General features: G+C 37.9%; 14 protein-coding genes and 4 tRNA genes. 17 read left to right on the top strand and 1 reads right to left on the bottom strand.

The window, feature by feature from the left end:
- Nucleotides 1-203 precede the first annotated feature (203 nt).
- The 5 genes from PMI_RS08480 (at nucleotide 204) to trpS (ending at nucleotide 2128) form a co-directional block, all read left to right on the top strand.
- Nucleotides 204-291: transfer RNA gene (locus PMI_RS08480), tRNA-Ser, on the top strand.
- Between the two features lie 6 nt (nucleotides 292-297).
- Nucleotides 298-373: transfer RNA gene (locus PMI_RS08475), tRNA-Thr, on the top strand.
- A 249-nt stretch (nucleotides 374-622) separates the two neighbouring features.
- Nucleotides 623-710 (top strand) — tRNA-Ser (locus tag PMI_RS08470).
- 6 nt (nucleotides 711-716) lie between these two features.
- A tRNA-Thr gene (locus PMI_RS08465) sits at nucleotides 717-792 on the top strand.
- Nucleotides 793-1108: 316 nt separating this feature from the next.
- Nucleotides 1109-2128 carry a tryptophan--tRNA ligase gene (trpS, locus tag PMI_RS08460; RefSeq protein WP_012368094.1) on the top strand — a complete coding sequence of 340 codons (1020 nt, stop codon included), beginning with the start codon at nucleotides 1109-1111 and terminating at the stop codon, nucleotides 2126-2128.
- A gap of 99 nt (nucleotides 2129-2227) precedes the next feature.
- Here the strand turns inward: trpS and PMI_RS08455 are convergent, their stop codons facing one another.
- Nucleotides 2228-2965 (bottom strand): LexA family transcriptional regulator, encoded by a 738-nt coding sequence (locus PMI_RS08455; RefSeq protein WP_004248370.1) that lies wholly within the window; start codon nucleotides 2963-2965, stop codon nucleotides 2228-2230.
- A gap of 245 nt (nucleotides 2966-3210) precedes the next feature.
- On the opposite strand from PMI_RS08455, the gene PMI_RS08450 reads away from it, so the two are divergent.
- The 12 genes from PMI_RS08450 to PMI_RS08395 all read left to right on the top strand — a co-directional run bounded on the left by PMI_RS08450 (nucleotide 3211) and on the right by PMI_RS08395 (nucleotide 12577).
- Nucleotides 3211-4026, top strand: a complete 816-nt coding sequence (locus PMI_RS08450) for an antitermination protein Q (protein WP_012368093.1) — start codon at nucleotides 3211-3213, stop codon at nucleotides 4024-4026.
- 381 nt (nucleotides 4027-4407) lie between these two features.
- Nucleotides 4408-4707, top strand: coding sequence for a phage holin, lambda family (locus PMI_RS08445; RefSeq protein ID WP_004248367.1), 300 nt, complete (start codon nucleotides 4408-4410; stop codon nucleotides 4705-4707).
- A 2-nt stretch (nucleotides 4708-4709) separates the two neighbouring features.
- Nucleotides 4710-5114, top strand: coding sequence for a hypothetical protein (locus PMI_RS08440; RefSeq protein WP_012368092.1), 405 nt, complete (start codon nucleotides 4710-4712; stop codon nucleotides 5112-5114).
- On the top strand, nucleotides 5111-5560 hold the full coding sequence (locus PMI_RS08435) for a lysis system i-spanin subunit Rz (RefSeq protein ID WP_012368091.1): 450 nt from the start codon (nucleotides 5111-5113) through the stop codon (nucleotides 5558-5560). The genes PMI_RS08440 and PMI_RS08435 overlap by 4 nt, the downstream gene beginning before the upstream one ends.
- Before the next feature lie 36 nt (nucleotides 5561-5596).
- Complete coding sequence (locus PMI_RS08430) at nucleotides 5597-6109, top strand: phage gateway protein (RefSeq protein ID WP_012368090.1); 513 nt, start codon at nucleotides 5597-5599, stop codon at nucleotides 6107-6109.
- 8 nt (nucleotides 6110-6117) lie between these two features.
- Nucleotides 6118-7605, top strand: coding sequence for a DUF3383 domain-containing protein (locus tag PMI_RS08425; protein ID WP_012368089.1), 1488 nt, complete (start codon nucleotides 6118-6120; stop codon nucleotides 7603-7605).
- 10 nt (nucleotides 7606-7615) lie between these two features.
- The gene (locus tag PMI_RS08420) at nucleotides 7616-8068 is read left to right on the top strand and encodes a phage tail fiber protein (RefSeq protein WP_012368088.1); all 453 of its coding nucleotides are present in this window, start codon (nucleotides 7616-7618) and stop codon (nucleotides 8066-8068) included.
- A 59-nt stretch (nucleotides 8069-8127) separates the two neighbouring features.
- Nucleotides 8128-8586 carry a hypothetical protein gene (locus tag PMI_RS08415; protein WP_004243627.1) on the top strand — a complete coding sequence of 153 codons (459 nt, stop codon included), beginning with the start codon at nucleotides 8128-8130 and terminating at the stop codon, nucleotides 8584-8586.
- An 82-nt stretch (nucleotides 8587-8668) separates the two neighbouring features.
- Entirely contained in the window at nucleotides 8669-10972 is a 2304-nt protein-coding gene (locus PMI_RS08410; protein ID WP_012368087.1) for a phage tail family protein, read from the top strand.
- A 2-nt stretch (nucleotides 10973-10974) separates the two neighbouring features.
- Nucleotides 10975-11463, top strand: a complete 489-nt coding sequence (locus PMI_RS08405; protein WP_004250719.1) for a phage baseplate protein — start codon at nucleotides 10975-10977, stop codon at nucleotides 11461-11463.
- Nucleotides 11464-11475: 12 nt separating this feature from the next.
- On the top strand, nucleotides 11476-11796 hold the full coding sequence (locus PMI_RS08400; RefSeq protein WP_004243623.1) for a phage baseplate plug family protein: 321 nt from the start codon (nucleotides 11476-11478) through the stop codon (nucleotides 11794-11796).
- On the top strand, nucleotides 11765-12577 hold the full coding sequence (locus PMI_RS08395; RefSeq protein ID WP_004243622.1) for a baseplate hub protein: 813 nt from the start codon (nucleotides 11765-11767) through the stop codon (nucleotides 12575-12577). Before PMI_RS08400 ends, PMI_RS08395 begins: the two co-directional genes overlap by 32 nt.
- The last annotated feature ends 1 nt before the right edge of the window (nucleotide 12578 follow it).

Raw genomic sequence — 12578 nt, 5'->3', positions numbered from 1 at the left:
TCAGTTTGCGAGCCTTTAAGAAATGAAGTCAATAAAAAAGAAAAAATTGGCTAAACAACCATCAGTATTAAGTCATTATATTAACAGGTTATTACTTTAAAAGGGATATTCGGGTGAAGTTTGAGCAAATAAACAAAAAAAGTCATTTTTTTTACGCTGAATGCTAGACAGCAAGCTCAGAGATAGGCATAATTTCGCGCTATGGAAGGATGGCCGAGTGGCTGAAGGCAGCGGTCTTGAAAACCGCCGATGGGAAACCATCCTAGAGTTCGAATCTCTATCCTTCCGCCAGAATTCGCCGGCTTAGCTCAGTTGGTAGAGCAACTGACTTGTAATCAGTAGGTCACCAGTTCGACTCCGGTAGCCGGCACCATATAAGAGCCCGTTATCTCGTAAGAGATAGCGGGTTTTTTCTTATCTTTTTCTCGCCTTTATTCATCGTTTTTATCTGTAAAGCACCATTATCACAAAGCAAAAACTCACAAAATTTAACCACTAAATTAATAAGTTATCGTTTTTTAGGCAAAATTCGACTGAAGTTTAAGCAAACAAATAAAAAAAACATTTTTTTTATCATCAGGACTAGACAGCAAGCTCAGAGATAGGCATAATTGCGCGCCATGGAAGGATGGCCGAGTGGCTGAAGGCAGCGGTCTTGAAAACCGCCGATGGGAAACCATCCTAGAGTTCGAATCTCTATCCTTCCGCCAGAATTCGCCGGCTTAGCTCAGTTGGTAGAGCAACTGACTTGTAATCAGTAGGTCACCAGTTCGACTCCGGTAGCCGGCACCATATAAGAGCCCGTTATCTCGTAAGAGGTAACGGGTTTTTTCTTATCTCCACTTGTTGGGATAATGATGATCTTAGGATAATTTTCCTTGATTGACTTATAGATAAAACTGCTATACAACTAAATAAGTTAATAAGGAAAGATTGTGAATACAAGACCTCGCTCATTAAGATCAATTCAAAATTGGTGGCGCTTTATTTAAGCGGCACCTAGTCCTATTTATCTTTGATTTATATAAATAACACTATTGCCGCCAGAGCGCGGTGATGTTGTTTATGGCATTTCTCTGGCGGTATTTATCCCAACGAAGGAAATGCAATGAACAAATATCTCACTGAAAATAAATCGATAGTTTTAACAGGGGATCGGATCACTGGACCTTTACATCTTGGTCATTATATTGGCTCTCTTCAGCAACGTGTCGAATTTCAGAAGAAAGCGACACAATATATCTTAATGGCTGATATGCAAGGGTTAACCGATAATGGCTCAACACCTGAAAAGGTCAGTAAATTTCTTTTTGATGTGGTGGCTGATTATTTAGCTGTTGGTATTGATCCGAAACTTTCCACATTATGCTTACAATCCGCACTACCGGCTTTATCAGAACTGACTATGCTGTATTTAAATATTGTCACAGTATCTCGCTTAGAGCGTAATCCAACAGTAAAACATGAGATTTTGCAAAAAAATCTTTCTCGTTCATTGCCGGCGGGATTTTTAACCTATCCTGTCAGTCAAGCGGCGGATATTACTGCATTTAGTGCAGATATTGTGCCCGCAGGAGAAGATCAATTACCTATGATTGAGCAAACCAATGAAATCGTCACCAAAATAAATAGCTTAATAGGACAACCCGTATTGACAAGTTGTAAGGTCGTAGTAGGGCAAGTCGGTCGTTTACCCGGTACAGATGGTAGTGGGAAAATGTCTAAATCCTTAGGTAATACGATTAATTTATCATCCACAGCCGATGAAATTAAAAAAGCGGTTTATTCGATGTATACCGATCCGCAACATATTGATGTTGCATCACCAGGTCATATTGAAGGTAATGTGGTGTTCACCTATTTAGATGCTTTTTGCCAAGATAAAGCCATGGTGACGGCAATGAAGGCTCATTACCAAAGAGGAGGACTTGGTGATATGAAATGCAAAGCTATGCTTAATGATATCTTACAAGAGCTTCTGCAACCAATACGTGAAAAAAGAGCGCAACTTATTAATGATAAAGCTTATTTATTACAAGTGATCAAAGAAGGGAGCGATAAAGCGAAAGAAGTGACTCAACAAAAGCTTGATGAAGTAAAACGTGGTCTAGGATTATTGATCTTGTGAGCTATTGTATTTAAAAAAGCTAACATTAGGCTTAACGGTGAATATCAGTAAGCCTAGTGTTAGCACTATTCACTTTTTCATTCACTTTTCCTAAAGCGATCACCAGCCCATCACCGACCAATTAAAAACACGCCCTAAGATTTTTACTTCTTCTAAGGTTGATTCTTCATCAGGATAATCAATCGTATTATAGCTACGAATAATGATTTTATTATTGGGTAGGCGGTGCAAGATTTTAACTCTTAACAAGTCACCTTGCTGAATAGCGTAAATACCACCATCAATAATCTTAGTATGCCCTGTACTGATGGTTACAATAGAGCTGTCAGGAATAACTGGTGACATACTATCGCCATGCACTTTAAAAGCAACAGCATCACTTGGCTGTACACCATATTGATTAAATGTAGAACGAGAGAATCTCAATAATTCCACCTTTTGATTATCAGTGGTACAACTGCCAAAACCTGCGGCCAATTCAATTGTTGAATAAAATGGGATCTCCACTTCATCTCGCTCTATAGGAGTACTATTATCCCAATCATTAACAGGCATTATTTCATTAACTGAAATGCCATCATTTTTCTTGGCGCCTCTGCCATATTCTAACCATTCAGCTCGAACATCGAGCCACTGACTTAAGGCTAAAATATTTGTTGAGTCAGGAACGGATTCACCATTTAACCATTTCCAGACCGCGGGCGCACTGACTTTTATTCCTTGTTTAGCCAATGCCTCTGTAATTCTTTTACCTAACCCTCTACCCGCAATCCCGGAGTCTAGGCAGGCTTCTTGTAGTCTTTTTGTGAATGCTAACTTATAGTCATTTTTAACCACTAGTTAATTTCCTTTTCTATCTTGACGTGACTTTAGTTACATACTAGCATTAACTAACAGTTAATAAAAGTATGTTAAACATGATTTGTTAACTAAATTAACCATAACGGATAGGTTGAGTATAAAATAGCATTGAGTGCATCAATACGCTAATGGTGATTTAAGCAGGCATGTAAGTGCCCCTAACTTGTTGTGGGATATGGATAAGCAAATAAGTCGTGACAGTAAATCAAAGGGAATATTGTATGAGATTAGCTGACTTACCTAAGTATTTTTCTCCAAAAAGTGTTGTATTAAGTGATGTTAGAACGCCTAAAGCTGTTGATTCATTATCCATTACGGATGTAATGGCTTCAATAAGCTTAGCGACACGTAAAGGGCGAATGGGAATAGAGCTATTTTTAGCGAAACACCACATTAACCGTCCCGAAGAAGCGATAGAAAGCCTGTATCAATGTGCATTAACTCAAGTTAACCAATATAAGATGATTGATAAGTTAGCTGAACATGATAAAGCTAAAGTTTTACATATTATCGCTGAATATGCTTTTCAGGATTATGCCAGAAGTGCAGCCAGCAAGAGAGCATGTCCTGATTGTGATGATGGCTTTATCGAAGTTGAAGTTTTTACCACCAAATGCCATGGTCGAAAAACAACCCGGCAGGTTACTCAAAATGCCAAACCTCATCTAAAAACAACCTCATCAAATAAACCTTCTTTTCGAGAGGTAAGGGAAGTAACACGCGTTATTTGCCCTACATGCAAAGGTAAAGCGGAAATTCGTTTAGCATGCCGTTGCCATGGACGTGGAAAAATTATTGATAAAAAACAGACTGAATTACAAGGAGTTGCCGTATTTAAACCTTGTCGCCAATGTGCTGGACGCGGTTATCCTCGCCTTAAATTCAGCGAAGTCTTACAACAATTGCAACATGTGGTGAGTATTTCAAAAACGGCTGCTTATAGTCATTATAAACCGCTATTTGATTTTTTAGTGGCGGAATGCTTTAAAGAAGAGTCTTTATCAGATAAATTTCTACAAGAAGTTACTATAAAATAATAATTTTCTATTTTTATTTATTTTTATGAAAAAATATTGTTGACTTAAAGGAAAAATAAGCATACTATAACTCCACAGTGAGAGATTTGTATCTAACAAGCTCTCAGCAAAATCTAAGAAGCCTCACTTTTGAAGTGGGGCTTTTTTGTTTTCAATATTTATCACTATCACACTGACCATTATATAAGCTTGGCGAGTTAATCGATCTCACTGCCAATAGGTTTATGTTATGGCATTTTTTATACTACGCTTTTATCTACATTTATTAGATAAATAAAATCGTCAATATATTCATATTAGCGTTGTGATTAAAATTAGATATGAAGAATGAATATATTATTAATGACATTTCCTCTGATTGGAGGTAAGCCATAAGAAATAATGAAAGAAAATCCAGATCTATGGGAACAAATATGCATTGTTCTTTATTCAATGAAAGAGCAAGGTATATCAGCCTTACTCGCTGGGGGAATGGCTATTCTTCGAAGTTTATATAACGCAGGAGGATGGAAAAAAACTTTTTTAGATGGACTGATGTGTGCAATGTTTGCTTGGTTTATCAAAGATATTCTCCTTTTATTTAGTATTAATCATCAATTTGCTTACTTAGCCAGTGTCTTTATTGGCTATGTAGGCATTGAACCTGTAAGCAAACTTCTTATAAGGAAAAATAGGAGTTAAAAATGGCTAAAATAGCGCGGGGTGAACGTAATAATAACCCAGGTAATATACGCCATGGTGCAAAATGGCAAGGATTAGCAAGCACGCAAACAGATAAAGATTTTTGTCAATTTATTTCACCAGAATATGGCATCAGAGCAATTTATAAATTAATTCAAACCTATCAAAAAAAATATGGTTTAAATACAATTAAAACTATTATTTATCGCTATGCACCACCTAATGAGAATAATACATTAGGTTATATTGAGCGCGTATCAAAAGAAATAGGGATTGAAAGTAATAAACCTATTGATACCCAAATAAAAAATGTTTGTATATCTTTATCTATAGCCATTATTAATATTGAACTGGGTTATCAACCCTATGCAAAAAAAGTATTTGAAGATGCTTGGTTGTTATTATGAACAATCTTACAAAAATCATAATAATCATTATGTTATGTTTAATTGCTGGACTTTTTTGGGTTATTGATAGAAATAAAATATTAAAACAAAAATATGTGAAAATTAATGAAACACTGACGCAACAGATTGTAGAAAACAAAAACTATCAATTAAGAATAAAGCAATTATATCAAATGGATACTCAACGTTTACAGGAGTTAGCCAGTGCCAAGAGCGAAATTGACCGGTTGCGTAGTTATGCTGAGCGTGATCCTGAGCGGGTGTACATCAGAGCCAGTTGTGCAACAAACGACGCCAATTCCACCCCCCGCGTGGATGATGCAACCCGCGCCAGACCTACTGACGCCGCTATCCGAAATTATTGGATACTCAGAGAAAGAATTGCTCAGTCAGAGTCCATCATCTTAGGTCTACAAGATTATATTCGCCAAGAGTGTATTAATTAAAGTGATTAAAAAGGAGTGTAAAATAAAGGAGATGAAATGAATGATAATGATATTAATAAAGCTATTCGAGAGCAATTAATAAAACAATTAATAAAAACAGATATCAATGCTGAAGTTATTACAGGATATCAACCGGAAGAAATCACTGATAATAATATTATTATGTTTTTTCCTATTAAGGAGGTGAGCCAAGGTTGGCAGAAAAGAAGTTATGATGTTCAAGGTAATAATGCCAATCACACTGAACAACAACTTGTTGAGTTAACTTATCAAGTTCAGAGCTTTACTAAAAAACAATCTGATTTTACTGCAGGTGATTTAATTAGAACAACGCGAATGATCATTCATTCGCTGCCTTTTATTGAATCAATGAGAAAAAAAGGAATAGGAATACAACGTGCGACAGAAATTAGGCGTGCGCCAATAATTAATGAAGGAAATAGCTATGAACATAATCCTTCATTTGATTTTAATGTCACTTTTCCCTGCTCATTATCTCTAAACACTGCAGCTACACATTTACTTATATCTAATCTATCTCGTATTTAAGGATAAATATGTCTATTAAACAAACACGCTATGTTGATATTGCGAGTGCGGTGATTGGTGTCTCTACTGCACCAATGCGTAAACTGACCGCACGTATTTTTTCAACAAACCCTAAAATTCCAGCAGGGAAAGTACTCGAATTTACTTCTGGTCAAGTTGATGCGTTTCTGGGAGCTGATTCTCCAGAAGCGCAATTTGCCCGCCAATATTTTAGTTATGTGAGTCCGGCTCCCGTCAGCAAGCCTAAAGAGCTACAAATTGCCTCTTATGAACCAATGGGACGAGCGCCAACACTCTTTGGTGGGCCGGTTGCCACACTGGATAAATTAAAGCTGATTGAAGAGGGTGAGTTAACGCTGGTGATTGGCGATGTGACCAAAAAAATCAGCAAGCTCTCTCTTCAAGACGTGACGTCCTATAGTGATATTGCATCTTTAATTCAAGCAAAACTCAATGCTGAAAGTGAGCCACAATTTGCCAGTTGTTATGTGACTTTTAATGCTATGGATAGTGCTTTCTTAATCAGCGGCGGTGTGCAAGAAAAAGCGCAGATTAGCGTCAACAACTCACCTCTTGCTGATGCCTTAGGGTTAAGTCAGGGACAAACTTCTGAGGGTAATGCATCACAGACTGCCCTTGAAGCATTTATGGCTGCAGAAGCTATTTCTGACTCATTTGGTAGTGCAACATTTTTAACCGAACTATCTATTGAGCAAAGTGTGGAACTGGCTGAATACGTAGCAGGTGAAAATGTCAAATACCAACTTTATTTATCGGTGCCAGATCAACAAGCTGAAATGTACAGCAAGGCATTAATGAATACCGCATCGACAGGGTTGAATTTAAAAACCGAGGAAAACTTTTTTGTGCAAGCGTTGCCTATGGCAATTATGGCAGCAACAGATTTTGAGCGTACTAATGCCACCACCAATTACATGTATCGACAATTTGGTATTACATTCCCATCGCAAGTTACCACAGATATGGCGGCCGATCGCTTAGATAAATTGCGCGTGAACTATTATGGTGAAACGGCGGTATCTGGCTCTGAGATCAGTTTCTATCAACGTGGCTTTTTATGTGGTAATGGTGCTAATCCAGTAGATATGAGCGTACATGCCAATGAGCAATGGCTAAAAGCGTATATTGCACAGCAGTGGCTTAGTTTACTACTGTCAACGCGCGGTATTCCTGCGAATAAAGATGGTGAAGCAAGAGCGATGATGATCATTGCTGGGGCAGTAACAAAGGCGTTAAATAACGGCACTATTCAAACGGGTAAAGCATTAACAGAAGTACAAAAAATCGCAATTACAGATGCGGCAGGTGATGATTTAGCGTGGCACGATGTACAAAACAAAGGTTATTGGTACAACGCTGAAATCGTTGAACAAACAGGGCCAGGGAATTTACCGGAATACACCATGAAATATGTATTGATTTACGGTAAAGGCGATTGGGTTCGTAAAGTTGAAGGCTCACATAATTTAGTTTAAGGAACAAACAATGAACGATATTTCAGCAACAGGCTTAAGCCTTATTATTCAAGCAAGTAAAACATTTCCAGCGGGTATCCCGATCACCACCTTTTCTGATGAAGGTGATCCTTTAGATTTACCGACAGTTAATATTACACAAACAGCGGTAGATATTAATGGTAATTTGGTCAGTTGGTCTTCACCAACACCTCAAACGGTCACCATTAATGTGTTAGCGGGAAGTGAAGAAGACGAAAATCTAGCTATTTTGTTTGATGCTAATACGGCAAGACGGGGGCGACGTCCTGCCAGTGATGTGATTACTTTAGTCGCTTCTTATGGCGATGGCTCTATTACCACGGCACGTAATGGACGTATTACTGACGGTTGCCGAGGTAATTCAGTCGCAGGGGCAGGACGCCTTAAATCTAAGCAGTACACTTTTATTTTCCAAGATTTTGACCGTGTTAGAGCGCGTTAAATATTAATCTTACTTTTTATCATGGCGACTTCGGTCGCCTTTTTTTATGGAGTTTTTATATGTTGATTAAGCCAAAAGAGATCACGGTGATTGATAGTGATCGTCAACAGCATACCTTTATTATTAGCCGGTTACCCGCCACAATTGGACGAGAGATCTTGGCTAAATACCCATTATCAAATGCCCCTAAAATCGGTGATTATGAAGTCAGTAAAGAGGCCATGTTAAAGATGATGGCGTATGTTGCTGTAGAAAAAGAAGGCCAAGAAATTTATTTAAAAACCAGTACATTAATTGATAATCACGTCCCTGATGGGGAAGCGTTAATTCGTCTTGAATTAGAAATGTTAAAGTACAACACCAGTTTTTTCGGCAACGGCGGGAGCCAAAATTTCCTTCAATACCTATTAGGCAAGCTCAGCGGTTCTCTCCCGTCGATTATAAAAACGCTGATGGCTTCTTTGCCGTCATCATCTCAGCCGGCTTCGCCTCTTTCACAGAACTCAAAACAACCATAGATTTAGAGGAAGCTTTTGATCTGTGGGAAATTGCGATTACCAATCGTTATAACGAGGCGCTAGCGGCGTCCAAGGAGAGATAATGTCGCTATTACCCGTATTTAGTCAGGTACTGACGTTAGACGCGGAGGTATCTGATAACGCATTAAATAATATCAGGAAATCGACCAACGAAATTCTTGAGGAAATGAAGAAAATAGAGCAGGGCGCATCAGCAGGTATTAATCGCTTTTTTGCCTTTGTTCAAGAAATAGCCGCCAGTTTTAACGAATTATCACTGGAGCCTGAAATAAACCTTTCGGTGGACAACCAAGAAATTATTCAAGCCTCTGAAACTGTTGAAAATTCGATACAACAAATCGTTAAAACGGCACTTAGTAGTACTCAAGAATTTGATACTTTTTTGCAAAATATCTTAATGGGGCTGACGAGTTTATCGCTTGATGAGCCCATAAATATTGAAATAAATAGTGGTGAAACACAAGAGAAGATCCATTCAATTACGTCAAGCATTGACGCTCTAAAAGAAGCGATGTCAGTATTAAATTACACGAGAAATTTGCTCAGCAATGATGTGGATAGTGATGCAAGTCATCTTGCGAATTTAAATGCTGAATATCAGGCAATGGAAGATCAGCTTGCTTCATTAAATAATGAATTAACTTTATTAACTGAGGCAGAAAAGAAAAATAAAGAAAATAAATTAGTTATTGATGAAGTCATTAAAAATCTAGGTGCTGATTACGATCAATTTATCAGCACCATGCAAACCCAAGGTATTAAAGCGGCAATAGAAGAAGCTCAAGCTCAACGTCGATTAAGCAGTAGTGTTGATGAAACCGGGAAAAGTTATCAGCAAACCGTCGATAAAATGAAAGATTTTATCCTAAACGCCATAGGTGCTACGGATATTATGGGGACGTTACAAAAGGTATTTTCTGCGTCACTTGAACGTTCTCAAGAAATCGAATCATTAGATAAACTCAGTAAAAAAATGGGTGTTGCGGCGATTGATATTGACGCTTTTTCAGGTGCGATGGCTGCAATTGGTGGCACGAAAGAAGCTGCTCAAGCGGATTTAGCCGCTATGGCAAATGCGTTTGATGATACGCAAGATCCCATAGAGCAGCTTTTACAGGTCGCTGATAACGTTAAAAATATGAGTTTTGATGATGCCCAAAAAGAGCTGGAAAAATTAGGTGTTGTTGATGATAAAACCATCGAATTAATGATGAAAGGTCGTCAAGAGCTAGAGCGTAGGATGGAGGTACAAAAACAATTCTCAGGTATTAACGACGACAGTATTGAAAGTGCGATCCAACTCAATGTCACAATACATAAATTTAGTCAATTAGCGGCACAATTCAAAAATAACTTTTTAGATATGATTATTCCTACGCTGGCAAAAGGTATGGAATGGTTTGATAAATTAGTCGATTTTTGTGTGAAAAATAAAGATATTGTGATTAGCTTTTTCTCCGCCATCGGCGCCGCTGTTGCTATTTATTATTTACCCGTCATGATCTCTGCTGCCGCATCGACACTTGCCATGGCATTACCTATTATTGCTATTGCAACGGTGATTGGTTTATTAGGTGTCGCCTTTAAACTCGTCTATGACGATATTATGAATTTTATTAACGGTAACGATTCCATGATCGGCCGTATATTAGAAAAATACCCAGTATTAAAAAGTGTGATCATGACGATATGGCAGGCATGGCAATCATTCTTTGAATATTTAAAAGAGGCTGTCACTGTTGTTGCTGATTTTGTTATTGCTGCATGGGATTTAATATCTAACTCATTTAACCAATTTATACAGACTCTAGAAATAGGGATTAATAATCTTATTGCTTGGGGGCAATCCATTATTGATATCTTTATTTTTGTTTCTGATTCAGTGGTGAGCCTATTTGAATGGATGTGGGGCTGTGTTGAAAAGATATTGGATTTTGTCGATGAAAAAATCAACCTAATACAAGATATATGGCAATCAGCCAAAAGCTTTTTCGGTATGGACGACGAAGAAAAAGAAATTCGTGTGGTGCAAAAGGTAGAGCGGCGATTAACAAATGAGGGGGAGCTTGACTATATCTTGCCACAATCTCAAACAGCGACACGGTATTATAGTCCTATGCAGGAGGTTAAATCGTTAAATAACGGATTAGCAATATCGTCAAATAACAGTTTAAACCCGATGACCAGTCAAATGATCAGTAATCAATCAAGCATTAAAAATGAAAGTAATGTGCAAATTGGTGAAATCAAAATTGAAACTCAAGCCACAAATGGTGCGGAGGTGGTTAAAGAAATCAAGAAATCTTATACAGAGCAAGAAGCTAAAAATATATCGCAGAATCACTCTAGTGGCTGGAGGGTGTAATTATGATAACGGAAGTTAGAATTTTTGATTTAGCCTCTTTTACCACATTGTTTGATAGTGTTAACCCAACTCAAGTCACCATAGACGATAGCCACCAAGCGATTACATTTACGGTAGAAAATGGGGAAAGTCGCAGTGACCATGTGGTGATCAACCCCATCAGTATCAGTATCAGCTTATTGTTAACGGGTGATATTGCTAATGCTTATGCCACTATAAAACAGTTATATGACGAAAATACGTTAGTGGGTATTCAAACACGTGTTAGTACCTATCAACCAATGCTATTAGAAAGTCTTAGCCATGATGAAGATCCGTCAAAAGTAGACGCTATTGAGTTAAAACTGAAGTTTATTGAATGGAAAAGCATTGAGCCTGAATACAATAAAAAATCAGCTAAATCGACTAAAAAACCTAAGCAATCCTCAACGATTAATCGAGGAAATGTGAAAAGTAAAAAATCCATGCCAATAGGAAAAAAACAGGGCTAGGAGGTAGAAAAAATGCAAGAAATACCATTACAAGCCATTCCTAATCAACGATTTTCTGTAGCAATAGCTGGTGTGAATTGGCAATTAACGCTTAAAGTGGCTAATCAAACCATGTTTTGTGATATCGAGCGAGAAGGTGAAATACTTATTACAGGAATGCGCCTTGTCGCTAATACACCGATAATTCCTTATCGCTATTTAAATCAGGGAATTAATTTAATGTTTTTAACAGAGCATGATGCATTACCTTGGTATGAGGAATTTACCAAGACGCAATCATTAGTGTATTGGAGTGAGGAAGATGGATCTTCGACGAATAAGGCTCGGAATTGAAGTCGGAGAACGGCTTCAATGGTATGAGGGATTACGTATTTCAGCCAGTGGAACAAAGTATGCCAATCCATTACAAAATGAATGTAATGTCACTATCTCAGGGCTAAATGCACAAACAAGAGATTATCTGCTGACAGAAACCAGTCCCTATAATAACAATAAGCAAACGCGACGACTCTATTTGGAGGTCGGCCGAGTTAATACCGGATTACTCTCTTTATTTATTGGCGATATTGTCAGTGCTGAAATAGATTCACCTCCTGATGTGACGTTAACTTTATCGGCAAAAACCAGTCATCAAAGCGCGGGAAAAATTATTTCTTCCAGTGGCGGCACAATGCGCAGGCTGAGTGAAATAGCCTTGGCTATTGCTGATGACTGTGGGGTGAAACTAGATTTTCAAGCTACCGATAAGAATATTGCTAATTGGTATTATTGTGGCTCAGCATTGCATCAAATAGAACGTTTACAGGAAGCTGGGGACGTTAAAGCCTTTATTGATGATGATACGTTATTTGTAAAAGATGACGACAAAGCACTAAAAAGCCGTTTGCGTATTTTAAATATGAATTCAGGCATGATTGGCATTCCCAAAGCGACAGAAAGTGGGTTAACCGTAAGTTACTTGATTGATAGCACCTCGGAGCTTGGTGGAATGCTTCGCCTTGAGAGTAAATTAAACCCTTCATTAAATGGTGATTACATCATTGAGCAATTAGCGTTTAGTGTTGCCTCACATGAGGCTGACTTCAACTATACCGCAATTTGTAAACGAGCTTAAT

This window comes from Proteus mirabilis HI4320 (assembly GCF_000069965.1).
Lineage (GTDB): Bacteria > Pseudomonadota > Gammaproteobacteria > Enterobacterales > Enterobacteriaceae > Proteus > Proteus mirabilis.
The sequence above is the reverse complement of the archived record's forward strand: the minus strand, read 5'-3'. Positions and strand labels throughout refer to the sequence as shown.